23 protein-coding genes are annotated in these 26,030 nt (G+C 46.3%); 15 read left to right on the top strand and 8 right to left on the bottom strand.

Annotated elements, in window-relative coordinates:
• The first annotated feature begins 134 nt into the window (after nt 1-134).
• The 3 genes from AB8S08_RS11270 to AB8S08_RS11280 all read left to right on the top strand — a co-directional run bounded on the left by AB8S08_RS11270 (nt 135) and on the right by AB8S08_RS11280 (nt 3,538).
• The gene (locus tag AB8S08_RS11270; protein WP_369742797.1) at nt 135-1,655 is read left to right on the top strand and encodes a phospholipase D family protein; all 1,521 of its coding nucleotides are present in this window, start codon (nt 135-137) and stop codon (nt 1,653-1,655) included.
• 174 nt (nt 1,656-1,829) lie between these two features.
• Nucleotides 1,830-3,248 (top strand): M28 family peptidase, encoded by a 1,419-nt coding sequence (locus tag AB8S08_RS11275; protein ID WP_369742798.1) that lies wholly within the window; start codon nt 1,830-1,832, stop codon nt 3,246-3,248.
• An 11-nt stretch (nt 3,249-3,259) separates the two neighbouring features.
• Complete coding sequence (locus tag AB8S08_RS11280; RefSeq protein ID WP_313933183.1) at nt 3,260-3,538, top strand: peptidylprolyl isomerase; 279 nt, start codon at nt 3,260-3,262, stop codon at nt 3,536-3,538.
• A gap of 3 nt (nt 3,539-3,541) precedes the next feature.
• Here the strand turns inward: AB8S08_RS11280 and AB8S08_RS11285 are convergent, their stop codons facing one another.
• Nucleotides 3,542-4,084 carry a DUF805 domain-containing protein gene (locus tag AB8S08_RS11285; RefSeq protein WP_369742799.1) on the bottom strand — a complete coding sequence of 181 codons (543 nt, stop codon included), beginning with the start codon at nt 4,082-4,084 and terminating at the stop codon, nt 3,542-3,544.
• A gap of 195 nt (nt 4,085-4,279) precedes the next feature.
• On the opposite strand from AB8S08_RS11285, the gene AB8S08_RS11290 reads away from it, so the two are divergent.
• Genes AB8S08_RS11290 through AB8S08_RS11300 form a run of 3 tightly spaced genes read left to right on the top strand, consistent with a single transcriptional unit; the run spans nt 4,280 to nt 5,562 of the window.
• Nucleotides 4,280-4,885 (top strand): hypothetical protein, encoded by a 606-nt coding sequence (locus AB8S08_RS11290; protein ID WP_369742800.1) that lies wholly within the window; start codon nt 4,280-4,282, stop codon nt 4,883-4,885.
• 1 nt (nt 4,886) lies between these two features.
• Nucleotides 4,887-5,093, top strand: a complete 207-nt coding sequence (locus tag AB8S08_RS11295) for a helix-turn-helix transcriptional regulator (RefSeq protein WP_055438999.1) — start codon at nt 4,887-4,889, stop codon at nt 5,091-5,093.
• Nucleotides 5,094-5,103: 10 nt separating this feature from the next.
• Nucleotides 5,104-5,562 (top strand): VOC family protein, encoded by a 459-nt coding sequence (locus tag AB8S08_RS11300; protein ID WP_369742801.1) that lies wholly within the window; start codon nt 5,104-5,106, stop codon nt 5,560-5,562.
• 1 nt (nt 5,563) lies between these two features.
• Here AB8S08_RS11300 and AB8S08_RS11305 read toward each other — a convergent pair whose 3' ends face one another.
• The 5 genes from AB8S08_RS11305 to AB8S08_RS11325 form a co-directional block, all read right to left on the bottom strand.
• Entirely contained in the window at nt 5,564-5,818 is a 255-nt protein-coding gene (locus AB8S08_RS11305; RefSeq protein WP_369742802.1) for a DUF1653 domain-containing protein, read from the bottom strand.
• A 61-nt stretch (nt 5,819-5,879) separates the two neighbouring features.
• The gene (locus AB8S08_RS11310) at nt 5,880-6,326 is read right to left on the bottom strand and encodes a YaiI/YqxD family protein (protein ID WP_110075582.1); all 447 of its coding nucleotides are present in this window, start codon (nt 6,324-6,326) and stop codon (nt 5,880-5,882) included.
• Between the two features lie 24 nt (nt 6,327-6,350).
• Nucleotides 6,351-7,571, bottom strand: a complete 1,221-nt coding sequence (locus AB8S08_RS11315) for a type II toxin-antitoxin system HipA family toxin (RefSeq protein WP_369742803.1) — start codon at nt 7,569-7,571, stop codon at nt 6,351-6,353.
• Entirely contained in the window at nt 7,561-7,863 is a 303-nt protein-coding gene (locus tag AB8S08_RS11320; RefSeq protein WP_110075584.1) for a helix-turn-helix domain-containing protein, read from the bottom strand. Before AB8S08_RS11320 ends, AB8S08_RS11315 begins: the two co-directional genes overlap by 11 nt.
• A 116-nt stretch (nt 7,864-7,979) precedes the next feature.
• The gene (locus tag AB8S08_RS11325) at nt 7,980-9,833 is read right to left on the bottom strand and encodes a DUF885 family protein (protein ID WP_369742804.1); all 1,854 of its coding nucleotides are present in this window, start codon (nt 9,831-9,833) and stop codon (nt 7,980-7,982) included.
• A gap of 129 nt (nt 9,834-9,962) precedes the next feature.
• Here AB8S08_RS11325 and AB8S08_RS11330 point away from each other — a divergent pair, with 129 nt between their 5' ends.
• From AB8S08_RS11330 to AB8S08_RS11345, 4 genes are read left to right on the top strand one after another with little or no spacing between them, the layout of a single operon-like run.
• Nucleotides 9,963-10,721, top strand: coding sequence for a hypothetical protein (locus tag AB8S08_RS11330; protein WP_369742805.1), 759 nt, complete (start codon nt 9,963-9,965; stop codon nt 10,719-10,721).
• Between the two features lie 29 nt (nt 10,722-10,750).
• Entirely contained in the window at nt 10,751-11,170 is a 420-nt protein-coding gene (locus tag AB8S08_RS11335; RefSeq protein WP_369742806.1) for a secondary thiamine-phosphate synthase enzyme YjbQ, read from the top strand.
• A gap of 54 nt (nt 11,171-11,224) precedes the next feature.
• Nucleotides 11,225-11,836, top strand: coding sequence for a class I SAM-dependent methyltransferase (locus tag AB8S08_RS11340; RefSeq protein WP_369742807.1), 612 nt, complete (start codon nt 11,225-11,227; stop codon nt 11,834-11,836).
• Nucleotide 11,837: 1 nt separating this feature from the next.
• Complete coding sequence (locus tag AB8S08_RS11345) at nt 11,838-13,004, top strand: HNH endonuclease (protein WP_369742808.1); 1,167 nt, start codon at nt 11,838-11,840, stop codon at nt 13,002-13,004.
• Between the two features lie 14 nt (nt 13,005-13,018).
• Here AB8S08_RS11345 and AB8S08_RS11350 read toward each other — a convergent pair whose 3' ends face one another.
• Both AB8S08_RS11350 and AB8S08_RS11355 read right to left on the bottom strand, forming a co-directional pair.
• Nucleotides 13,019-13,459, bottom strand: coding sequence for a hypothetical protein (locus tag AB8S08_RS11350; RefSeq protein WP_369742809.1), 441 nt, complete (start codon nt 13,457-13,459; stop codon nt 13,019-13,021).
• Nucleotides 13,460-13,596: 137 nt separating this feature from the next.
• The gene (locus AB8S08_RS11355) at nt 13,597-16,713 is read right to left on the bottom strand and encodes a DUF3427 domain-containing protein (RefSeq protein WP_369742810.1); all 3,117 of its coding nucleotides are present in this window, start codon (nt 16,711-16,713) and stop codon (nt 13,597-13,599) included.
• A gap of 345 nt (nt 16,714-17,058) precedes the next feature.
• Here AB8S08_RS11355 and AB8S08_RS11360 point away from each other — a divergent pair, with 345 nt between their 5' ends.
• The 5 genes from AB8S08_RS11360 to AB8S08_RS11380 are packed head-to-tail and all read left to right on the top strand — an operon-like array spanning nt 17,059 to nt 26,020.
• Nucleotides 17,059-20,205 carry a helicase-related protein gene (locus AB8S08_RS11360; protein ID WP_369742811.1) on the top strand — a complete coding sequence of 1,049 codons (3,147 nt, stop codon included), beginning with the start codon at nt 17,059-17,061 and terminating at the stop codon, nt 20,203-20,205.
• Nucleotides 20,202-22,067 (top strand): DrmB family protein, encoded by a 1,866-nt coding sequence (gene drmB, locus AB8S08_RS11365; RefSeq protein ID WP_369742812.1) that lies wholly within the window; start codon nt 20,202-20,204, stop codon nt 22,065-22,067. Before AB8S08_RS11360 ends, drmB begins: the two co-directional genes overlap by 4 nt.
• The gene (locus AB8S08_RS11370; protein ID WP_369742813.1) at nt 22,064-23,242 is read left to right on the top strand and encodes an AAA family ATPase; all 1,179 of its coding nucleotides are present in this window, start codon (nt 22,064-22,066) and stop codon (nt 23,240-23,242) included. Before drmB ends, AB8S08_RS11370 begins: the two co-directional genes overlap by 4 nt.
• Nucleotides 23,235-24,422: a hypothetical protein gene (locus AB8S08_RS11375; protein WP_369742814.1), complete on the top strand. Its 1,188-nt coding sequence runs from the start codon at nt 23,235-23,237 to the stop codon at nt 24,420-24,422. The genes AB8S08_RS11370 and AB8S08_RS11375 overlap by 8 nt, the downstream gene beginning before the upstream one ends.
• Nucleotides 24,419-26,020: an NERD domain-containing protein gene (locus AB8S08_RS11380; protein ID WP_369742815.1), complete on the top strand. Its 1,602-nt coding sequence runs from the start codon at nt 24,419-24,421 to the stop codon at nt 26,018-26,020. The genes AB8S08_RS11375 and AB8S08_RS11380 overlap by 4 nt, the downstream gene beginning before the upstream one ends.
• Nucleotides 26,021-26,030 lie beyond the last annotated feature (10 nt).

Consider the following 26,030-nt stretch of genomic DNA (forward strand, 5'->3'; position numbering starts at 1 on the left):
CAAGACTGCATTCTTTGCTAATTAATGGCTATGCAGGTATTCAAAGCGCGCTATTCTACGCCTTATTGTAGGGGTTTAGGTTGGTCTTAGACTAAAGTCTAACACCGCGCACCGTGGTAACTAAGGCAATCACCATGACCATGTTTCGAGTATTTTTGTTATCACTATTATTGTTCTGCTGTGCAGCATGCACAGGTTTACCTGATCTAACTCAGCGCGAAGCCAGCTACGCTTTCAACTTGGCACAAACTCAGCATAGCCGTTTGGGGCAACGCATTCTTCCTGTACTAGAGGAGCACTTAGCCACAAGCTCTCCGCAACAAAGTGCCGTGGTGATGTTAGCCGATGCAGAACAAGCACTCGCAACCCGCTTACTGCTAACTGCGCAAGCAGACGTAAGTCTTGATTTGCAATACTATATTTGGCGCAACGATAGCTCAGGCCAACAATTACTCGAGGCCATCTATGCTGCAGCTGAACGTGGGGTAAGGGTGCGCTTGTTGATGGACGACTTACATTCGCGTGACGCCGATGTCTGGTTTGCCTACCTCAATCAACACCCTAATATTCAGGTGCGCTTATTCAACCCGTTTATTCCACGTTTTTCGCGTGCTCTTGGGTTTATGTTTGATTTTTCGCGAGCCAATCGGCGCATGCACAATAAATCATTTACTGTTGATAACTTGGCCACCATTGTCGGTGGCCGCAACATCGGCAATGACTATTTTGACCGCACGGACGGTTTTTACTTTGCCGACCTTGATGTACTCGCCATGGGTCCAGTTGTTAACGCTGTTTCAGACGATTTTGATGAGTATTGGAATAGCGATTCAGCTTACCCCTACGAACTCCTCCACTCACCGGCCAATAACCCGCGACAAGGCCCTCCTAATAACGACTTGGCAGACTTAGTGACACCGCAGCAGGTTAGCCTAGACAAGCTTATTCAAGCCAAGCGCTGGCAGTGGGCTAACGTCGCCATGATCAGTGACAGCCCCAACAAGGGGCTTGGCACTGCAGCACCTGAGGAACTTATTACCGACGCCCTCGCCCGAGCCATAGGTTCGCCTGAACGACAACTTCTCTTGGTATCACCCTATTTTGTGCCTACTGCAGCTGGTGTAGATGCACTTGCAACCATCGCCGCACAGGGTGTAGAAGTAAAAGTACTCACCAATGCATTTGCCACCACCGATGTGGCGATTGTTCATTCAGGTTACGCCAAACGGCGGCGCGCTTTATTAGAAGCTGGTATTCAACTGTTTGAAATGCGCCCCAATAATGGCAGCTCTGATCCCACTAAAACCGGCGCATTTTCTAGCTCAGCTTCAAGTTTGCATGCCAAAACGTTTGCCGTAGATCAGTATCGTATTTTTGTTGGGTCATTTAATTTTGACCCGCGTTCGGCTAGGTTGAATACTGAGCTTGGATTTATTATTGATAACCAGCATCTAGCGACACAACTCGCTGAAACATTTACCAATAACGTACCCTACAGCAGTTATCAGGTGCTGTTAGACGAAGATGGCCACATGTACTGGTTAGAACGACGTCCTGAAGGCACCATCAGACATGATCAAGAACCCCAAACCAGTTGGTTTCAGCGCTTTGCCTCCGGCTTTTTTGGCTTGTTGCCGATTGATTGGCTGCTATAGGGGCGAACAACAAAAGAATCGAGCCTATCCAAACAGAGTGAACGCTCCTATACTATTTATCGTATATTGTCGCATCTAACCCGTTATTGAGCGTATTTTGCTAGCGCAAGAGTTAGACAACTAGGCCCATTAGAAGCAAAGTAAGACAAACTAATACAACAACCAGGGACTCTTATGAACAGATCTTTGCGAACCCCAACCAAACGTAAATGGCTACCAGCTTTAGCTCTAGCGCTAAGTAGTGGCAGCTTGGCGTTCAGTGTCGGCGCGATTGCAGCCACAGATAAGCAACCAGAAGCAGCCGAGCAACAAAAGCTCCACGACATTGCAGCACAAATAAACGCCGATAATATCGAGCGCGATATCACTAAACTAGTTAGCTTTGGTACCCGTCACACCCTTTCTGAAACCGAATCAGATACCCGTGGTATTGGCGCTGCCCGACGTTGGATAAAAGCCGAGTTTGAACGCATCTCCGCAGACTGTGGCGGTTGTCTTGAGGTCTACTTTCAAAGTCGTGTGATCAGCGGTGAGCCACGTATTCCAGACCCTGTTGAAGTAGTCAGCGTTATTGCTGTGCAACGTGGCACTAGCGATCCTAATCGTTACGTGATCATGTCGGGTGATATCGACTCACGCGTTAGCGATGTGATGGACTACACCTCTGATGCCCCAGGTGCCAACGATAACGCCTCAGGCGTAGCTGGTACCCTCGAAGCAGCCCGAGTACTGAGCAAGTATCAATTTAACGGCAGTATTGTTTACGCTGCTTTAGCTGGCGAAGAGCAAGGCTTATTTGGTGGCCGGATTATGGCTGAGCAAGCCCTCGCCGATGGCTGGTTTATCGAAGCCGTATTAAACAACGACATGATTGGCAACATCGAGGGCATTAACGGTGTGATAGATAACACCACCGCCCGTATTTTTGCTGAAGGTACGCGCATGGATGAACAGCCCAACGAGGCTAACCGTCGCCGCTTTACCGGTGGCGAGGTTGATTCACCTACCCGCAACGTGGCGCGCTACATCGACCAAATTGCTGATCGCTATATTCCAAACTTAGACACTATGGTGGTGTATCGATTAGACCGCTTTGGCCGCGGCGGCCATCATCGCCCGTTTAACGATTTAGGTTTTCCGGGTGTGCGCATCATGGAAACTAACGAAAACTACAATCGCCAGCATCAAGACCTCCGCACTGAAAATGGCATAAAATTTGGCGATACCCTAGACGGAGTCGATTTTGACTATGCCGCTAAACTGACCGCGCTTAATGCGGTATCACTGGCCAGCATGGCCTGGGCGCCAGCACCGCCAGCTAACGTTACTATTGCCGGTGCCGTGCAACCAAGCACCAGCCTCAGTTGGGATAAGGTACCAGGCGCTGCCGGCTACAAAATTTACTGGCGCTATACCGATCAGCCACAGTGGCAATTTAGTCGCTATGTAGGCGATGTGGATCAGTTCACCTTAGACAACGTGGTGATTGATAATTACTTTTTTGGTGTTGCTAGTATCAGCGCAGATGGCTATGAAAGCCCAGTCGTCTATCCTGGCCCGGCGGGCGCCTTCCGTGTAGGTCGCGATAACTAAGGAACCAAGCTATGGCACGCGCACATGCTCTGCATATTTTAGTAAAAACCCGCGAAGAAGCGGAAAAACTGAAGCAACAATTGGCCAGCGGCAAGAAATTCGCTGACCTTGCACGTAAGCACTCACTTTGCCCGTCCGGCAAAAAAGGCGGTGACTTAGGTGAGTTTGGGCGCGGCCAAATGGTGCCAGAATTCGATAAAGTGGTGTTCGGCAAGCCCACCCTAGAAGTGCACGGACCGATTAGAACCAAATTTGGTTGGCACTTAATTAAAACGCTTTCGAGAAGTTAAAAATTACTGACCAGAGGGCCGTTCGGTAGCTGGCGGCTGTTCTGGTCGCGGCATGGCCCAGTAATACATGACGATTAGTATCCCAAAGGGCACCAACATCATCAGTTGCCACCAAGGGCTCTGCCCTGCATCGCGCAGACGGCGCGTAGATACGGCTAAAAACGGCAACAACAATACAATAGCCACCATGCTCATTAAAACCGGATGAATGAACTCCACTAAACCCAGCACCAGCACAAAAAGCACAAAGAACCACCAAAACTCATAACGTGTTGAGCGGCCACTAAAGTCATCAAAGTTCTGCAAACTTCTCCAAACGCTTTGCAGCACAGCATTTTTTACAGGGGCACTATCGCTGCTGGTCAACTCATCAACAGACACGTCAAACACTGCGGCCAAGGCTTTAGCGGTTTCTAACGAAGCCGTACCGCGTGTTTCTATGCGCTGAATAGTACGCAGGTTAACACCGCACATTTCGCTGAGTTGTTCTTGCGACCAATTACGCTCGGCACGTAATTGCTTTAATCGGTTTGAATTAATGTTCATGATGCGTATTCCACAAAATAGTTAGCCACAAGTTACCACATTCAATGAAATTCACTACGGCATCTTTACGGCACACAAGGTGCCGGCTGGATTTGTATAAACCAAAAGTAATTATTTTATGTTTATCATAAATTATTTATTGCAAAACATTTATTTGGCGGCTATTTTATAAACACATCAATTTGGAGAAAAATCATGGATAGCACCAAATACAAACTCGCCGGCATTGCAGCGATAGCCCTCGCGGTATTGTTTCCAATTTATTGGATAGCCACTTTCGGATTTATTATCGATAACGCTGAAATGGCCTTCCGCGCTGATTTTCTTGAACTGAGTGGTTGGGATATTTTATTTGTGGCCATCGGCGCACTCGAAATTTACGTGTATTTCAGTCTCAGTAAGTACTTTCGTGACCAAATTGGCGGCGGGTTGATTGCCAATATGCTGTTGGCCATGGCGTTTTCTGTTGCCCTATTTCATAGCACAGTTGCCGTTGATATTTTGCTTGGTTTGGGCTTATTTCCCAGCATAACGGAAACCATCATTGACGTAACCTTAGTTGCTGGCATTGTGTTTTTATTTCTCTATTGTTTTGCACTTATTGGCATGTGCTCAGCTATGTTTGCGCGTTTTATTGCGCTATCCACCACGCTCAAACTGTTTGCTGTCGGCATGCTTATTGCCGCCGTATTGCAATTAACACTTGTACTTGCCGTGGTTAACATCGTTTTGTTTCCGGCGCTGATGTTACTATTGGCTTATCACTTTTTAACCGACGAACACGCTGTCGAAGTGGTTTAATATGGCCATTCAAATTAACTTAGATGTTGAGTTAGCCAAAAACAAAATGTCGCTTACCGAACTATCTGAGCGCGTTGGGGTGTCCATGACTAATCTGTCGCTGCTGAAAACAGGCAAGGTGAAAGCCATTCGATTCAGCACATTGGAGGCAATTTGTCGTGAGCTTAACTGCCAGCCTGGTGATATTTTGGTGTATCTTGACCAGTAAAGGACGAAACATGAACAAACTAAAAAGCACCGTCGCGGCAGCACTCGCTGCGGGCATGTTAACCACCGCAGCCGCAGCTGAGCGCGAAGCCGTTTTAGGTTTTGGTGGGGTATTTTTTAAAGCGGAAAACCCAGCAGCGTTAGCCAAGTGGTATGAAGACAACTTAGGCGTAAAACAAACACCTACAACCTACGAAGAACAGCCATGGGTGCAGGCCGGTGGCAGCACAGTGTTTGGTGTGTTTAATAGTAAAACCAAATACTTTGGTGCCGACGATCAGCAATTTATGTTTAACTTTCGAGTGCGCGACTTAGATGCCATGGTGGCTCAATTGCGCGAAGCTGGCATTGAAGTGAAAGTTGACCCGGAAACACATCCGAACGGCAGATTTGCTCGCATAGCAGACCCTGAAGGCAACCCCATTCAGTTATGGCAGGAAATGACGCCCGAGCAGGCCACAAACCAATAAACTATTCGTCGCCCCATTCTTCACCCAATTCTTCACCCAATTCTTCACCTAAAAAGCGGAAGCGTGGCACTTGCACACCGTCCACGCTAACCGACTGCAAAAACATGTCGTAGGGGCGCACCCACAGCCCCTGCTCGTCGCCATATAGCGGGCGATATAACACCATCCATTCTTTGGTTTCCGAATGGCGCACGGTATCGATCACCTCGTACATGGGGCCTTTGTAGTGCTGATACTTACCGGGTTTCATTTTCATAAATGCTACTTTTCTTACACTTTTATGCGCGTAAAAGTGTGATAGCGTGCGCAAATAGACATTAGCGAACGCGCGCTAGTAGCTTGTCCAGCTCGTTGGCAAAGGCCATACGATCACGCTGATGCAGGGGCGGTGGCCCGCCGGTGTGTTCGCCGCTACTGCGCATGGTGTCCATAAAGTCACGCATGTTCAAGCGACTGCCAATGTTGGCGGTGGTAAACAACTCGCCACGTGGGCTAAGCGCCTGGCCGCCTTTTTTAATCACGTCTGCCGCTAGCGGAATATCGGCAGTAATAACAATGTCGCCAGCCTCACAGCTTTGCGCAATAAAATCATCAGCCACATCAAAACCAGACTCAACCTGCTTGGTTTTTATCCATTTTGACGGCGGCACACGCAGCATTTGGTTTGCTACGAGTATCAGCTCAAGCTGCTTGCGCTCGGCCGCTCGGTACAAAATGTCTTTAATAACCGTCGGACACGCATCGGCGTCCACCCATATTTTCATGTACAACCTCTTAATCCTGAGCCATTAAGCCACAGTTGGAATAATCTTACGCAAGCGCTCTATGTCGCCATCTCCCACACCAAAGCGCGCCATATATTGTGGCCACTGCGCTACCAACTCTCGCACTTGGCTGACAATAGCTTTGGCCTTGAACTCTTGCAAACCAAACCGATTAGCTTGCGAAAGCAAATTTTCTATCGAGCCATGCCGCCCCAAGCCACCTATACCAAGCCCATGCAACCTAGAAGCGCTAATGGGCAGTACGTCGTACGCCGGCGCTAATTGCCATGCCGGCTCGTGCCGCCCAGCGGCAATAGGCCGCAACCAAGCATGATTGCGCGCATGATCGTCGGTATTACCAATAAACACGTTGAACGCCATTCGCATAAACAGCTCGTGGGCATCAGTGGCCACCGCGCTATGCAAGCGAAGCAATTCAGCCAGCTGCCCGTAACTATAGCCTGCCGCTAAGCTACGCTCACTCACCGCGCCTTCCAGCAGCAAGCTATTTGCACTTATAAAGTGGTGGCTAACGCGCTGATTGGCACGGTCGAAGCGCTTAACTAACAAGACATCTTCGCTAGCACCAATGCCTTGTAATACCTCAGTTTCGGCTACACGCACGCCGTCTAACTCGGCAAGCATGCGCATGGTTGCATGTTCAACACGGGCTACATTATATAAGTCGTCGGGCTTGTTGAATTTAACCAAGTATTCCTGCCCATTGTGGGTTAGCAGTGTTTTTGGTCGCGCGCCGCCCATTGACGAGCCGTATAAAAAAGCTTGCTTTACTTCGTCAGAAACAGTTTCGGCGGCTAATATCGCGTTTTTGCCTTGTAGTAATAGCTCGAGATCATTGATGGCATTACGCGAGTGCTTCGTTTTCGTTTTCTCGCGCGACAAGCTAAAAGTTAACGCACCAACACCCATAGCAGCGCCAGCAATAAGAAACTCAAGTTCGTTTTGCGGCATGGTTTGGTGTAGCTGCAGAATGAGCTTGCGCCCCCAGGCATCAGCGCCAGCATCGGCAAGCACGCCAAACAGGCCATTATTGACGTTGCAATGGTGAATACTGTCGTTTAAGGGCAGGTGTACGGGGTCTAGCGCAAAGGCATCTGGGCGCTCCAAATAAGAACGCCCATATACAAAACGGCCGTGTTTGGCTTGGCTGTCCAGCTCAAAACGCCCACAAATGACCGGCTGCTCGGCCAAGCCTTCAATAAACACATAAGCGCTAGAAGTCATTATCGAAACTCTCGTTGAAATTCTCGCTGTCGGTCTGGCGCTTGCGCTCGGGTAAATGCTTGGCAGCATGAAGTTTGTTGTCTGCTAGCGCAATAAAGTCATCCAATAGCCCTAACACCGCTAGCGCGTTAAACAAAGTTTCAGAGTTAACCGGCTGGCCTTGCTCAAGGCGGGTAAGCGTGCGCTGGCTGCAACCAACACGCAGGGCGAAGTCGCGCTGCGGCATTGTGAGTGCCCGCTGGCGTTTAATTAATTCGCCAAGTGTAGCGTGAAAATCGTCAACTGTTTGCATGTGTTTAGCCTTAGGTTGCACTATCGATTAAGAAACACACAAACAGAATAGCAAAATATGGCGAATTAGCAATTAACTCGCCATATTTTGCGTAGGTTAAGGCTGACTGATTGGCGTTAGCCCTGTTTGTCGGCAATATAGTCGTCAACAAACTGCTCAAGCACATTCAAAGGCACCGGGCCGTTGGCAAGTACAACATCGTGGAATTCACGAATATCAAACTTGTCGCCAAGGGCGGTGCGCGCTTTTTCACGTAACTCAACAATTTTCAGCATACCAATTTTGTACGCCGTGGCTTGGCCAGGCATCACAATGTGGCGCTCAACCATCTTACGAGCATCGGCTTCAGCGTTGGGCGTATTGCTCACGTAAAAATCAATACCTTCTTCGCGAGTCCACTGCTTCGCATGAATACCAGTATCAACCACCAAACGAACCGCGCGCCATAGCTCCATAGCTAAACGACCAAAGTCTGAGTAGGGGTCTTTATAAAAGCCGTATTCTTTGGGTAGCATCTCGGTGTACAAACCCCAGCCTTCGCTGTAGGCGGTGTAGCGACCGAATTTACGGAACGACGGAATACCTTCAAGCTCTTGCTGAATCGCAATTTGCATGTGGTGCCCCGGAATACCTTCGTGGTACGCCAGCGCTTCCATTTGGTAAGTTGGCATCGAGGCCATGTCGTACAAGTTGGCGTAGTAAACGCCCGGGCGGCTGCCGTCCATAGAAGGCTGCTGATAGAACGCTTTACCGGCTGACTTTTCACGGAAGGGTTCTACCGCTTTAACAATCATGTCAGCTTTAGGCTTGGTGATAAACAGCTCGTCTAAAAACTCACGCATGGTGTCGATAAGCGCAGTAGCTTCTGCTAAATAGCGCTGGCGGCCTTCGGCAGTATCAGGATAAATAAAATCTTGGTTGTTGCGCATATGCACAAAGAACTCTTGCAAGGTGCCCTCAAAGCCAACTTGCTGCATGATCACACGCATTTCATCATGAATACGCTTCACTTCGCTTAACCCGATCTCGTGAATCTCGTCGGCGGTTAAATCCGTGGTTGTGGTACGTTTCAGGGCGTTATTGTAAAAAGCTTCACCGTCAGGGAACTTCCACGCACCGTCTTTGGTGTCAGCCTGCTGCTCAAGTTCTTCTACCGCACTAATTAAGCCTTCATAAGCGGGTTTCACTGCTTGGGTCAGCGCCTGCTCAGCCGCACCAACCAAGGCATCGTACTGGGCTTGATCAATGTCCAAATCACTTATCTTATTGGTGAAGTCTTCTAGCAACACACTTGGCTCGCCGTCATCAAAAGGCGCACCTTGAATGATGTTTTGGCTATCGCTAATCACGTACGGATACACGAATTTCGGTGCCATAATGCCTTTTTCAGCACGCAACTTTAAGTTCTCTTGCAACTGCGCGAAGAGTTCAGGCAAGCCATTCAAACGAGCAATGTAATCTTCAGCATCTTCTACTTCACTAATACGATGCTGGTTAATTAGCAAAGACACCACACTAGAATGCAGACCAAACATTTGGTTTACCGGGTAATTGTAATGACGCCATTGGTAATCTGCGATTTGCTCCTCAAGGTCTTGCTTCATCAGCTGCCAGCTTAAATAGGTCTGCTCGTCTAGCTTGGCCTCATCAATAGCCTCAACCTTAGCTAAGTTCTCTTTTGCAATCGCCAGCTCTTCGTCGGCCTTCGCATCAGAGATATCGTCCCACTGGTCTTGGTCATCTTTTATCCCCAAGTACGACTGATACATAGGGCTACGCATAACCGCCTGCTTAAAGATATCTTCAAACAGCTGGTTGGCCTTTTCTGACTCCGCTTGACGCTCAGCTGCAGTCACTTGCTGGGTAGCGGCTTGCTGTGACTGCTCGCTAGGTGCAGGAGCTTCTGAACAAGCTGCGGTGCCAAGCGCCAGCGCAATAGCCAGAGCTACATGAGTTTTGGTGTTCGCCATGGGTGTTCTCCTTATTATTATGTGGGCTTTAGATTAGCACTGTATAGGCTTTTAGATCCATTTACTGGCATCAGGTACCTAAGACTAGTTACAATAGCTGTTCTCACATCATTGGATGCAGGGCTTGCGGTGTCATTATTACTTTCCAAACTTATTATTTCACCGCTACTGCTGTTGGCTGCCTCGCTAGCCTCACGTAAATGGGGCCATGCGATTGGGGGAATTTTGGCAGGTCTGCCCCTAACCTCCGCCCCCATCTCGGTATTTTTAGCCATAGAGTTTGGCCCCGAGTTCGCAGCAAATGCCGCTCAGGGCACTCTCATCGCTGCCTGCGCCCAAGCTGCCATCGCCGTAACCTACTACGCCTTAGCCAAACGCGGAATCTTGGTCGCCCTTAGCGCCGCAACGGCAGCCTTTATACTAGTAGCCTTGTTAGCCCAGGCACTCACGTTAACCCTTGGACAAACCCTACTCGCAGCCGCGGCTATGGGTACCTTAGCTATAGTGCTGGTACCGCGTCGACAGTACGCACATAAAGTGGTCCCCGTATCGCGCTGGGATATTCCTGCCCGCATGATACTCATTGTGCTACTAGTTATAATTGTATCCGCTATTGCACCACACATTGGCGCCGCGGCCAGTGGCATATTGGCGGCTTTCCCTTTTATGGTCATCATTCTTACTGTATTTGCGCACCGATTTGTTGGGCCCGAGTCTGCCCGTATGGTCATGCGCGGCTTAGCCCTGAGTTTACCCAGTTTCACTTTATTCTTTGCGGTGGTTAGTTACGGACTACCCCAATTTAGCTTACTGATAACGTACAGCACCGCAGTGATTGTTGGAGCATTGACGCAACTGATAACCTTGTGGATAGCAAGAAAGTTTTAGTAGAGTAAGATACGACATGGAGGGTACGCATGACAGTAAAACAAACCACCATAACTATTGCCGCCAAACCACGTGGATTTCATTTAATAACCGACGATATTGAGCGTGCGTTATTTGAACTGGATACGGTAGAAGCCGGCATATTGCATGTATTTATTCAGCACACCTCGGCCTCGTTAACCATTAACGAAAACGCTGACCCCACGGTACGCCAAGACTTTGAAAGCCACTTTAACGAAATGGTGCCCGAAAACGCGCACTATTATCGGCATACCTATGAGGGCCCAGACGACATGCCCGCTCATTTAAAATCAAGCTTGTTGGGCAGCTCGGTGACCATTCCCGTAACTAATGGCCGATTGAATATGGGCACTTGGCAAGGGGTTTACTTATGCGAACACCGCAACCATGGCGGAGCTCGGCGATTAGTGGTTAGTTTGAGTTTTTAGCAACTCGGTTTATAGTGGTTCTATTCGCACAACAGGGTAAGTTATTGCGTACTTATGGACGATACAATTCACTATTACACCCGTAACGCTGAAACGCTTGCTGAGCAATATGACAGCCTTGATTTTGAGCAAGTACACCGCGACTGGCTTGATCTCATTCCAACAGAAGGCTTAGTGCTGGATGTTGGTGCTGGTTCAGGCCGTGATGCCCGTTACCTCGCTGCTCGCGGGCTCACTGTTTATGCAGTCGAGCCAGCAGATGGCATTCGCGAACGCGCTCAGCAATATAATTCAAGCCCGTCTATTCATTGGATAAACGATAGCTTACCTGAACTTACCCATGTGCAGCGTCATGCGACGAAATTCGACCTGATTTTACTGAGCGCCGTTTGGATGCATGTGGCACCGTCTTCGCGCCAGCGCGCCTTTCGTAAATTAAGCTCGCTACTGAAACCCAACGGTAAAATGGTGGTTTCACTGCGGCACGGTGCCAGTCCAGATTCCCGGACCATGCACCCTGTATCGGCCAATGAATTGAAACAATATGCGCAGCAGCAAGGCTTGAGTTTTCGACTTCTGAATGCCCGTGATGACCAGCTTGGTCGGCAGGATGTCGCCTGGGAAACCGTGTTGTTGACGTTGCCGGATGATGGGACGGGGGCCTAGAATGGCTACATTAGAACACTACTGTCAGCAATTTAAAGATGTGCGGCCGAATCGTACGGGTGGAAGCACCAGCCCGCATAAAATCTGCATGCTATTTGCGGTAATTGATCTCATCCAAGACGGGTTAATTACCGACTCGCGCATTTATTTTGATGACACATTGAAGAACCGTTTCGCGCTTTATTTTGAGCAACTAAAAACCCCTCGCGACAAACTTAACGCTGCATTTCCGTTTTATTATTTGCGTTCATCAGCTTTTTGGCACCACTACATTAAACCTGACGCGCAGGCTCAGTATGACGCAATAAAAACACCATCTGAGACATCGTTGGCTAAGACTGTTGAATATGCATTTATTGATGTTGAGCTGTTTAAACTTCTGCAAAACCCAACAACGGCCGACAAACTTAAAGCTGCCGTCGCTGAGAACCTCGACACACATGAGGCCGGATTTAAGATCTGGGCTAAAGCTATTGGCCACTCAGAAACGAAAGTAGATGAGTACGTAGTCGCTTTAAAAGAGAAAGTCGCTGATTTAATGATACTTGATGGCCTTGATCAACCAAACATTTTCACTGTTTATGACTATTTCGATGTAGCACGCATGATTAATAAATTACGCGGCATTAGTGATGCTACCAACACAACTTACGGCGGCCTTGTGTCGACACATGTCGAAAATTGTATGAAAGCTTTAGAGTTATACCGCGCATATTTGGACCAACTTAGCGACGTGGAAGCGCAACTAGACATCGACCATATTCAACATGATGACAGTATTGCCGAAACAACCAAAGCAGTGTTGGTGCAAGCTCGTCGTGGCCAAGGTAAGTTTCGCGAGCGTTTAATTAAACAATGGGGTGGTTGTGCCGTAACCGGCTACAACAATATTTCATTACTAATGGCATCACACATTAAACCATGGTCAACAAGCGATAACGCTGAGCGATTAGATCCATACAACGGTCTATTACTAACGCCCAACCTAGATAAAGCGTTTGATTTGCACTTTATTTCATTCAACGAAAAAGGCCGAATTCTGATTTCTGACGCACTTGGCGACTATTATGCACTGGGCATTCATAAAGACATGCAGGTGCCGCTGAAAGAGCAACACCTGTCGTTTATTGAGCAGCATCGGGATGTTTATTTTGAGAAGTTAGGGTAAGCAAATCATAGCAGCTATCCATCGGTAGCTATTGGGGTTGATTTCGCTTGGTTTGCATCGCTTCTTACTCTTTCTCCACGAGAGTAGGCATCATCTAATATGAGTTCGTCTATTTCATTAAAGTTATAACTGTGACTATGCATAGCTATATCTTGGGCAAACATTGCGAACGTAAAGACCATGAGTTGATTAATCTCGCTGTACGGCTTGGTATTTTCGAGAGCGTATGAAACGGACCAGAATGCGATACTAATTCGATGCGGCCGTGGCCCTCGTCTTCCTGAAAATAGACTTTCATTAGCCTCCCAACCTATATCGATTATCTCGGTTGCAAGCCCCGTTGTTTTTTTAATTCCTTGCAAATGAGGGTAAGTTTGTATAACTCTTTTGAGTGCCGTAGAAAGCAGTGATACTGCATCGCCTTTTTTCCAACCATTAACAATTCCAGAAAACACCTAATACAACTCCATATAAATCGGTATACCATTGAAAGTGTTAATTTTATTTCAAATTACTCGATTAAACTAGCGCGAGCTAAGGGATAATCATGACATAGTATTCACAGCCAGCATAAGCTTCTAAATAGGACGTATCAACGAACCACCGAATAGGCCTGAAAGAGCTTGGCGGTTAGCGGATGTTTCAACTTCCAAGTTATGCTCATCGGCTTAGAACCCTCGCTTTTTACAAATTCTAACGGCCCACACGCTCGATAAGGTTTATCTTTATTTTCACGAACAAAAAGCTGGAATTGCCAACCGTTGGTAGCGCTATTTAAATAGCGTTGCCCTACGGCACCATGCGGTGCCGTGGTGTTTTGCGATTGCCAATGAAATAGCTCTTTGTTAATCGCGTAATCATCGTAAGCGACACCTTCATGCTGCGCGTTTTGCTTATCTAAGGTTACGAACAAGACTTCAAGCTTGGCCTCGTGACTACGCCAAACTCCAGCTTGAAATGGCGAGTAGCTAGTTTCAGTGTAATAGTCTAAAGCAGTAAGTATTTCGCGAATTTTGTAGGCACTATGAAGTTTTAATCCGGTCGTTTCTAATTCTGGCAGAGGCTTAAATTGTTCATTTGTGGCAGCATCGAGCGCGTCCGCCAGTTCGACTAACTCTTTCATGAGTTCTGGTGTTGCGGCTAAATCTTGCAAGAAACGGCTTTGGGTCTGAACTCCGCTCCCTCCACATATTTGGTAGGCTAACATTAAAGCGCGCTTATGGGAGAGTTCATCCTCAGTAAGCTCGCCTTGGCCAATTGCTCGCATCACACTTAAATAGTCTGGGTCATCTATGTGCAGCACGTCTTTGAAACGTCTATTAAGCTTTGTTTCCAACTCGGTTGGAACTCCGCTAATCATTTGCGCATCACGCTTTAATCGAGTCCAACCAGACGCTCCATTTTTGCGGTAAATATCTTCGAACTCTAATGCCTGTTCCCGTACAAATTCAGCTAAGTGAATTTCTTCAGCACCATGCCTCGCGCGATAACTTGTTAACTCGGTCTGCAAACGAAGCCAATTCAAATTTACCGCATAGCGCAGGCTATTCAGTATCTGCTCTCGTGCCTGCTTTTGCATTTGTAAATAGCAGCCCGGCGGAAGGTTTCCAAACCCATGATCAACACCATCAATCACCTCTCTTTTGGAGAGCCCAGTAAGTGAGCTGTATAACACGTCAAAGCGGAAGTCTTCAGAATATTGCCCAACAAAATCAAGAATCAAACAGCTGTCTTTCCCTTCAAACAAACGTAATCCTCGACCAATTTGCTGCTGAAAAAGCGTTGCACTCTGGGTTGGGCGCAGTAATAAAAGCGTATCGACAAAGGGTAAATCGACACCTTCGTTGTAGAGGTCTACAGTAACGATGACGTTTATTTCGCGACGCTCGAGCATGGCAGGAAGTTTTGCTCGCTCTGATGATGGCGTTTGGCCAGTAACTAATGCTGCATTAATTCCATGCTGCTGGAAAAACCGAGTCATGAACTCGGCGTGCGCAATCGAAACACAAAAAGCCAGCGCACGACATTCATTAATGGCGCTAACGTGCTCTTCCCACGCTCTAAGTACCGCAATAGCACGGCCAGTTTCTCCCGTGAGCAACTGTTCTAGCTGTGCGGTTTCATTTGCGCTACGCCAGTTCACACCGGAATAGTCGATGCCATCTGCGCAGGCATAATATTCAAAAGGCGCCAAGAGTTGTTGCTCTAAAGCATGCCATAAACGCATTTGGGCAGAAGGTGTTCCATCAGGTCGTAAATCAAAATGTTGAAGGATATTTAACTCATCAGAGCGCTCGGGTGTCGCTGTCAAACCTAGTAAATATTTGGGGTTTAGCTGCTCGATCAAACACTTAAATGAATTGGCTTCAATATGATGACATTCATCGATGATCACCATATTCCAGAAATCGTCACCTAATTCATCCACAAGTTGCCGACTGTTGACACTTTGAATGGTCGCAAACAAATGGGTCTTGGATTCTGGCTCATGCCCGTCAGCTAGATAGTCGCCAAAACAGCCATCGCGCAGCACGTGCCGAAACGTTTGCAATGACTGTTGCAGGATTTCTTTTCGATGCGCAAGAAATAGTACCTTGGGCTGCCCACCCTGTTGCTGGCAGATTCGCTTATAATCCAGCGCAGCCATCACCGTTTTACCGGTGCCTGTGGCTGCAACCAATAAATTACGAAAACGCCCATGCGCGCGTTCGTTCGCTAATTGGTCAAGAATAATCTGCTGAAACGGTTTTGCCTGAATATCAAAGAAGGTGGTGATGACATTCTCGCCAAGATCCTTAACCCCGCGCTCACGAGCTAAGGCCCCACGAAGCTCTTTCTCGTGCGTTTCGTTGTTAGGATTGAACCTTTGAAACTCTTCATCTTGCCAAAGGGTTTCAAAATGAGCACGCGCCCGTTGATACAGGAAGTTCTGACCCCTTTCGGTGAATTTAACCGTCCATTCGAGACCGCCCATAAGTGCTGCGCCTGAAAGGTTTGCGCTGCCGACATAAGCAGAACCAAAACCGGTATCGCGTTCAAAAATCCAGGCTTTTGCATGAAGCCGATTGCGCCGGCCATCAAGAGAAATTTTCACCTGGCAGTTGGGTAATTCAGCGAGCATTTTTACTGCTTTCAGATCAGTCGCACCCGTGTAAGTAGTGGTGATAATGCGAAGGCTTGTACGAGACTGTTGGTGCGCATCAACCGCGGTAATATCACGAAGTAAATTGATGATTTTTCGCACACCTGACATGGTAATAAAGCTCATCAAAATATCAACGTGCTGACAGCTTGATAACTCTGCTTTTAATTCATGAAATAGAGCTGGGGAATCTTTTCCTGAGGTAAATAGCCAAGGTTGCGCCATGCCCACTTGAGGCAAGTTCACTTTTTGCTCAGGGCGATGAAGAGCGCGCAGAACGGACGGCGGACATTGATAGGGGGATGCAGGCTCTAAATTCGCAATATTTCGAGCATAAACCAAAAGCTCATTTAAAATTTCGAGCTGACGCAGAATTTTTTCATTTTCTGTGCCGCCGTTATTTTGTAATTCAGCTAACGCATTGGAAATTTCTTCGGTGATTACTTCAGCTAGATGTCGGCTGCTCGTTTTTAAATCCAACTTTTCACTGATTTCACTCAAACCAGATTCAGCGATCGCTTGCTCGAGCTCTTCGCTTTTTAAAAGTTCATAAAATCCTTCTTTCATTACCGACTTCCCTAGCTGTAAACCTAGATCCTTAAAGTGCCAGGTTTTTGGCAAAGAGACAATACATGCAAGGACAAGTTGACAAAGCCTCTAATCAAGGTCGCGACAAGGTATACCAACGAAAAAAGTTAGAAAGGTAGAGTGCGTTGCCCTGAGACAACATCAAAGTTGCTTCTATGCTTAGCGGCATAAGTAATCTATGATTTGATTGTGTTATTAACGGTGCATTTACAACCCTATTGCATTCTTAACCAATATATTTATGATTAATTGTTATGAAAGCTTTGCGCTTCAATGTGAGATTGCGCTTTGTGAAACAAATAGTCCTGAGACTTTAGGAACGTGATGCAACAGCTACGCAATAGATTGGTAGAACACATAAGAAATGTGTTGATTGCTGGTGCAAATGCACCAGAAGAATTAGTCTCGCGACAACCCTCCGATCATCATGTGACAGCAATACTCGCGCCATTGAATAATGCTCCTTCTCTTGAGGAAACAGCCGATGAGTTGTCTGATAGTGAAACTAGTGGCAGCTCAAATTCTTTCCGAAAATATCAACCACCCAGCTCCGTCGGATTTTCATTCTTTATTAGTGGCGAAACAGTTGAGTTAGCTATCACTTGTGGTGCGAGCATTTACAACTATCGGAAAGCTGGAAGCGATGATCTTTCTAGCAAAAAAAATAAAGACTCTTGGACTAAGTCGAAGCTGCTCGATGAAGATATAACTCTTGCATTAACTCAGGAGCAAACAACACGACTCGTCCTAGAAGGTAATGCAACTTTGTCGTTGACGTCACGCCCTTTAACCCATGGTCATATAGTAACGGTAACGTTGTATAACCATAAGTTTCTATCTACAGAATCTGATTACCGAGAATTCAACGAAAATTGCTTATTCGAAGCGCATCTATCATGTGAAATTGTAGGCGGCTCACTTTCGGGATATCCGATGACGGACCGTGCATTGTTAGACGATGAGCAAAGAGAAATTGAATTCCGATACCGACAAGTGAAAACTCTAGCCGTCGGGCACGGTGCTGCAGTAACGTGGGACAAATTAACTAATGGTAATTGGCTTATCAAATCTGATTTCGTCCCCACGATTGAAATCCCACAAATGACCGCTGATACGGGCGATAGTGAGTCCTTAGTTTTAGATTCTCGTTATTTGATGACGTTGCAAACTCAAGCCGCGGTAATTGATGATCTTGAGAATTTTATTAATAACTACGGTTCATGGATAGAAAAAGAAAAAAATGCGTTAACCGATGAGGAATGGCAATTAGACGAAAAATCAGCGTCGAAGATTATCGAAAAACAAACTTCAGCTGTAGCTCGTATGAGGAAAGCAATTAGCTTTTTACGCACCAGTGCCACTGCAAGGACAGCATTTTCTTTGGCAAACCAAGCTATGTTGTCGCAGGTGAATCAATGTGCAGTGAGTCAAGACTCAACTTCTTTAAATGAATTGAAAGAATTTAAATGGAGGCCCTTTCAGTTGGGTTTCATACTCGTTGCGTTAGAGTCAACTTTGAACCAAGACAGTCGAGACCGAGATATATTGGATTTAATATGGTTTCCCACTGGCGGTGGTAAGACAGAAGCTTATTTAGGGCTGATGGCGATATTGTTTATTTTCCGTCGACTAGAGTACCCAACCTCTGGTTCGGGGACGGTATGTGTGATGCGCTATACGTTGAGGCTGCTTGCATCACAACAATTTTTGCGTGCAAATCGGCTTATTTGCGCATTAGAGTTATTACGACGAGACCGACCTTCCTTACTAGGGGATGAACCATTTACCTCAGGGTTCTGGGTGGGTGCGAGCACTTCACCCAATACAAATACCGAAGCAAACGAATTATGGACTAAAGGGCGATATTCGCGTCTAGTTCTCACTTCTTGTCCTTGGTGTGATATCGGTTTCACGAAAGATAGCTATGTTTTTGAGAATGGCCAGTTATCGTTCCAATGCTGTAATTCTATGTGTGACTTCTACAAGAATGGGGACTTACCCATAAAGGTAGTGGATGAAGCCTTGTACGATAACCCTCCGACTTTGTTACTAGGCACTGTTGATAAGTTTGCTCGACTCGCATGGGATGGCAGAGCAAGTCGTTTTTTCGGAGTAGACCAACAGCGTCCTCCGGAATTGATAATTCAAGATGAACTTCATCTTATTAGTAGTTCAATCGGTTCTGTTTTTGGACTATATGAGGCCGGCATTGATGCGTTAGTCCGTGCACGGGGATTAACAGTTAAATATGTCGCATCGACGGCCACTATTCGGAATGCTCATGAACAGACGAGATCATTATTTGCTAGAGAGTCAGCTGTCTTCCCGCCTTCTGGGTTAAATCACAAAGATGCTTACTTCGCTAGAGAAGTTCCGCTTTCAGAAAAACCGGGGCGCTTATATGTTGGAATTTTAGCAGCATTAATTGCCCAATCGAAATCCTTAGGGCCAATAATGTCTGCAGCATTAGCAGCGCCAATAGAAGCTTTTGCAGAGAATGATTCCGATTTTATAGATGCGTGGTGGACTTTGCTTGTGTATCACTCCAGTCTCAAGTCAGTGAATAATTCGTCAACTGTGCTTGAAAGCGATGTTCGAGCTAAACTTGAGGCTGCGTTAAAAGCATATTTGCAAGGTGTAACTGATGTAGAAAGTAGAGAGCGTGTACGGTCCGTTATCGATAAACGCAATGCGCTAAAGACAATAACGTTAACGAGTCAAACAGAACCTGAGGAAATTCCCAAGTCCTTTGCCCGACTATCCCATCGATTTGATGAAGATGAACGACACGTTGATGTGGGCCTCGCGTCAACGATGATCTCAGTTGGACTGGATGTAAGCCGCCTTGCATTGATGATTATTAACGGACAGCCGTTAACAACAGCTGAGTATATTCAGGCTAGTAGTCGTGTTGGTCGGGGAGAAACGCCTGGCGTGGTGCTCGTTAACTACTTAAAGGGGCAGTCGAGAAGCTGGTCGCATTACGAGAATTTTAGAACCTATCATGAGTCATTTTACCGATTTGTTGAACCCTCCAGTGTAACGCCCTTTACCTATCAGGCGCGAAAGAGAGCGCTGCATGCGGCGCTTGTGATAGCGGTACGCCATGGTGCGCCGAGAATGCACGAAAATGGTGCTGCAGGCCTGTTTAATATAAATGAGCCCGGAATACAGAAAACGCTATCGCATTTGAAAAACCGAATATTTATTGCTCTTGGTTCTCATGCTGAAGCGCGGCAACAGGTTCAAAAACAGTTCGAAGGCTTGGTCGCAGAATGGCATGATCGTGCGCAAAACTCTCAACATTCACTTGTATATTTTTCCCGAGATCGCTCTAGCAATAACCTTATTGAACCGACTGAGTTATTGAATAACGTTGGTCGCGCATGGCCTACTTTAAACTCGATGCGCAATGTCGAGAGTGAGGCTAACTTGTGCTGTGTGAGGCAAATAATGGAGCACGCGTTATGAAGCAAGACGATTTGTACTACACGCCGGTGCGGTTTTCACATTTGCTTGGCTATTCTGGCGTTGGCTCAATTGTTCGACTGGCCAACTATAGAACCGCAGTAATTTGCGATACTCGATTTTGGAATAGTGCTGAAGATTCATCAAGAGCAATTTCTTATGTAAAACGTATATCAAGTCAACTTGCCGAAGGGCGCGAACTAAGAGCTCCGCCTGTTTCCAAGGTCGATAGCGGAAGAGTTTACGGAGCTACTATACCAGCCGTACTTTTCCCAAAAACATGCTTTTGTCGAAAATGTGGGGCACTGCACCTAAACCCTTGGGCTAAACAGAATTTAGATGCGAATGCGGAAAAGTTATGTTGTCGACAGCCTAGCTGCAACGGTGAGCTTCAGCAAGTAACGTGGTGTGCGATTGGTAATAATGGTTACTTGAGTGAGGTAGATTGGTATTCACTTTGTCACACGAAACACAGCTCATGTAGAAGACGAATTGATGATGATATAAATTTCCTCAAGATACAGGGAGTAAATGGGCAAGAATCAGTCGTCTGTACTAAATGCTCGCAAAGCCAAAAACTACCTCGAGCTCGACTTGCCTTTGTAAACGAGGTGCAGCCTTGGCTTAACCCGACCAAACACCAACCTGTTCATAAGTCAGAGAATGGTAAAAGCGCGCAATACTACGTAAAAGAAATAAACGATCCGATAACCTATTCCCCTGTTACTGTTAGAGGAATTGTCATCCCTCCGGAGTCCAGAAGGTTAGAGGAAACATCACTCGTTGAACAACTCAAAAATCGTTCGGCTTTTTTATCTGATTTGATAGCAAGCAACCCCAGGAGAAAGGAATCCCGCATACGTCAAGAAGCAAGAAGCCTTGGCTGCTCGCCACACGAATTAAGTGCTGCTGTTCAGCAGGTACTTGATAATGAGTATGAAGAACCTGTTGACTGGGAAAGCGAAAAAGACCCACAAGAAGAAGAGTATTTGGCATTCCTAACTGAGCTAGACAACCTGCAAGAGGATGAGGATTTTGTTCCGGAACATGAAACAGATAGGTTTCGTGAGGTTATCGACTCAGAATTTCCTCAATACGAATATGTGTCGAAGCTTATTGAGAATTTGGTAATAGTCAAAAGGCTACGAGAGATTCTCATTTTTAAAGGGTTTCAACGAGGCAATGAAGATGACCCCATAATTGTGCCTCCTGATATTGAGCAAAAGTCTTCATGGCTTCCGGCTACAGAGCTTTTCGGCGAGGGCATTTTCTTCTCGCTGAATAATGATCTTCTCAGTGAATGGGAAAGACAAGATTCCGTAAGAAATTATGTAGATAATTTAAGCAGGTCTTATGAATCTTCATCAGTTGAATTACCTAGCTTAAGCAGCGCGGGTGTAACACCTAGATTCGTGTTATTGCATACGATTGCTCATTTGTTCATTCGTGAGCTTGAGTCTTCAGCTGGTTATCCTGCAGCATCTATTCGTGAAAGAATTTATTGTTCTCGAGCTTTAAATATGGCTGGTGTGTTGATTTACACTACATCTGCCGATGTGGCGGGAACATTAGGTGGCCTTATGGAACAGGGGAGAGCTAAACAGTTTCTGGCAAATTTCGTAGCGATGTCAAAGCGCGCTGAATGGTGTTCACTTGATCCTGTTTGCAGTGAAGCAAGTGGACAGGGTATTGACAGTTTGAATATGGCTGCATGTCATGCCTGCTCACTAGTCCCCGAAACGAGTTGCGATTATCTCAATATATTACTTGATCGGAAATTAATTTCTGGCTCAAAAGAGCACGCACTGCCTAGCCTCGAAAGCTTTGTATTCGGGAAAAGGCGTGAACAAGTGGGGGCCGCATGAACGAGCGTATAATAAGGCTTCCTGAATTGTCAGATGAGCAATTTAAGGTATTAGGTAAGCCTAAAGAGGGATTTTGGCTTTTGCTAGGGGGACCAGGAACTGGGAAGTCGGTTCTAGTAATGCAGCGTTTGAAGCAATTAAGTGCATCGGGTGATGCATTGTTTCTTGCATATAACAAGGTACTTCATAGCTATTGCCAACAAGTGATGAGGACATCATTTGGCGATAATGCCATGAAAATAACAACATCAACAATATTTAAGTGGCTTGGTGAATTTTATGACGAGCAGGTAAAGCAAGGGAGGAAGCTACCTAAATTACCGGCTGCCCAATCGGATTACGATATCGATTATGAAGTTATGGAGGCAAGCGTTCGCGCATCTGACCACGCTAAGGTAAATAAGGGTGTTTATCTCGTTGTGGATGAAGGGCAGGATATGCCAGAGGGGTTCTATAACTTTTTGGTGAGTGTCGGGTTTGAGAATATCTTTGTCGCGGCCGACTTTAATCAAACCATAACCGAGAGACAATCCACCCGAGAGGAGTTAGTTGACGCTTTAGCATTGAGCAATAACGATGTCTTGACCCTTAAAGAGAATTACCGAAATTCTAGCGAGATAGCCAAGTTTTCACAGTTCTTCTATAGTGACAAGTCGACACCGCCCTCAAACGAGCCAACACGAGTTGCTGGTTTTATACCGACCCTATTAAAGTGCAAGTATAGGCTTCACGCTATAAAGTTAATACTTAGGGAAGCCGACAATGACCCAAGAAAGCTGATCGGGGTCATCGTCGGTGATCACAAGGATAGGGAGTTTTATATCAGCCGCCTACGTACTCTAGGAATGAATCTGGAGAATCCAAGACCGACTGTAGCGACTTACAAAAACTCGCATGATACGGTCGAAATTGATTTCGCTCATGGCGGCATCGTGGTTTTGTGCGATGCATCGGTGAAAGGCCTTGAGTTTGATGTCGTGTACGTCTGCTTGGATAGTATCTGGAAAATCAAGAGCTCAGTTGACGAGGTGGCTTTTAAAAAGTCTATGTACGTTAATGCCTCACGTGCGAAAGAGAAGCTTTTTCTACTTAAAAACCTTCAAGAAAATAGAGAGTTAATGGAAAGGCTACCAAACGATCCAGAGTTGATGCAGATAGGAAACTTAGATGAGTAAGCGTTATCGTGTTTATGAGTTTGCTGAGCTCCGTCACTATGTCAAAAGCGGTCTATTTCCAGTTGGCGCATGGCCACGAATGCCGAGCAAAGCGAAAATGCTAGAGTCACTTAGTTCTCGATTTAACGACCGTTTAGATCAGATATGTATTATTGAACTATGTGACGACGTCAGCGAGTTAATTAGCTCGAGAGGAAAGCACAAAGATATAGCAGTAGAAATTGGCGTGTCGGCGGTGAACTTTGTTTTTAAAGGGCAAAAAGCAATGGAACTTTTTTGCTCGTATGAGGGACTTGATGCTGGTTTTGTTGTGACCGATATTCCAATGAGAGTTGATGCTCCGTTATTCCCCAAAGAGCAGGACGAAGCAGCCGAAGTAAAAGCACCAGTGGGTGAGCAGCTGCCGCAGTCAAAAGCGAATTCTAGTCTTTTTGACGGTACTACTGATGAGGCTGTACTTGGGCAAAGTTTCGGCGGAGTTCTATTAGTAACTCGATTTCTTACCTACTTATATCCAGAGTTTCTAGAGCTTTACAGTCGGCTTTTGTCGCATTGTGCCCTGGCGCCAGACGATTGGCTAAGAGACCTAACTCAATCGCCCGGAGTTGATGGCGTACTAGAAGAAAGGGCCGATCTTCATGGCGAATATCTAGAGTTAACTAAGGCAGTAATAAATAACAAGCGGATTGTCGACTTTCTCTCGGACTCAAGAGTTTGGGCAACAGAGCCAAAAGTTCGAGCGGCTCAGGAAGTGAAAAAATCCATCGAGCTCCTTCGTAACGGCGCCAATGAAAAGGTTTATTCGGAGTATATGGCAAAGTTGAAAGCATCTTCTCGTTTTCGACTTTACTGTGTCGTCCTGGATTATAGGTCGGACTTTCAAGAGTTTATCAATGACATAAAGCTATGCGAAATTCTTGATAAGAAAGACTTTCTCGTCTTAGGCTTTTTCTTTGGTTTACGCGATAAGTATCGCGGTTGCTATCAAGAAATTCGAAAGATTTCGATGTTTCAGAGAGACGCATCTCAAGCCATGATGGTATTCCACTGGAAAGCTAATGGTGGGAAGGATATACCCTCGCTGCCTAATTTCGATCTTGATTGTTTTTCAGTGCTGAACCGAATAAGACGGTTAAAGTGTGGACAGTCAGAGCGCGCTAAAGGCGAGTCACCAATATGAGAATGATTCCATCTACTCCTTTGTTTGGCCCTAACGGCAATAGACCACCAAAAAGCGAAGTTAGGATATTCAATAAACTGAGAGAATGTTTTATTGAACGTAACGATTTCGTATGCTTTCACTCGCTCAACCTAACGCGGCATGAATATAAACGATTTGGTGAGGCGGATTTTGTGATCTTGTCACCGTATGGACTTTACGTCGTTGAGGTTAAAGGGGGCGGTATAAGTGTTTCTGAGGGGCGATGGACATCTGAAAATAATGAAGGAGTTCATAATATAAGCGACCCGTTTAAACAAGCCCACGGTGCCTTGCAAGCGATTTACAACAAATTAAAAGACATGGGACAAATAAAACCGGTAGCTAATTATAAGTACACTATCGCGATGGGATACGGTGTCATATTCCCTGATTCATTCTGGAGTGTGAAGGGCGCAGAGTGGGAGCGAGCGCAAATATGCGATAGATCGGACACTAAAAACATCGAGAATTGGTTGAAAGGACTTATGGGCTTCTGGCGAAAAAAGGACTTCAATGATCGAGTGTTTAGTTCTGACGAAATTAAGGCAATCGAGCGTTTCCTGCGCCCCTCTGTCGAATATGTTGAAAGCCTCGGACAGAAACTAGAACGCCTTGAGGAATCAAGAGTTGGACTTACTGAACAGCAATATCAAATATTAGATTTCGCCGAGTACAACCCGCGTGGACTATTCTTTGGAGGAGCCGGGACGGGTAAAACCTTTCTTGCTGCTGAGTTGTCCCGAAGATCAAGTGCTTTGGGTAAATCCGTAGCATTAGTTTGTAAATCTCCATTTCTAAGATCATATTTGAAAAATCTCCTAGATGACTTCACTGTTCAGGTGTATGCCATTGAAAGCTTTAGAAGAGAGAGAGAGTTTGCAGGTAAGTCAAAATTTGACGTGATTATTCTGGATGAAGGGCAAGATCTTTTTAACTTGGAGGATATTCTTGAAATAGAGGATGCCTTGGAGGGTGGTTTTAAGCATGGTTCTTGGTTTGCTTTCCATGATGCAAAAAATCAATCGGGTCTTGTTGGCAATACTACAGCAGAAGGGCTTTCCTATTTAGAGGAATTTTCCCCTATCAAGCTGCCACTAACGACCAATTGTCGTAACACGAAGCAAATTCTTTCGATGGTACAAGACAAACTCGGTGTAGATATGGGAAATATAGGCACGGGTGAAGGTTCCAGTGTCAGAGAGCAAGTTGCCAACTCGCAGGATGAAGCCTGCCATCTGTTAAATGCCGAAATTTCTTTTCTCGTCGAGAATGGTATCCCGACCCACAATATCACACTATTATCGCCATTACCTTGGCACGAATCCATCGCTGCAAACTTATGCGACGCCTTTGGGCTGCAGATTCAACGTGTCGATTCCTATTCGATTGAGAGCTTCCCACCAGCAGAGCTATCGTTCTGTGAAGTGGCGAACTTTAAAGGGCTAGAGAATAGCGTAATTATTCTGATTGATGTCGAGAAGGCGGCCTTGGAGGAGTCCGGAGTACGAAAAGCATCTCTGTATGTCGGAATGTCCCGCGCGCGAGATATTTTGTCGGTGATTTGGAGAGGTTATTAGGACGCTAGAA

It is taken from the genome of Pseudidiomarina sp. PP-1MA (genome assembly GCF_041200125.1).
In the GTDB taxonomy this organism is placed as follows: Bacteria; Pseudomonadota; Gammaproteobacteria; order Enterobacterales; family Alteromonadaceae; genus Pseudidiomarina; species Pseudidiomarina fusca.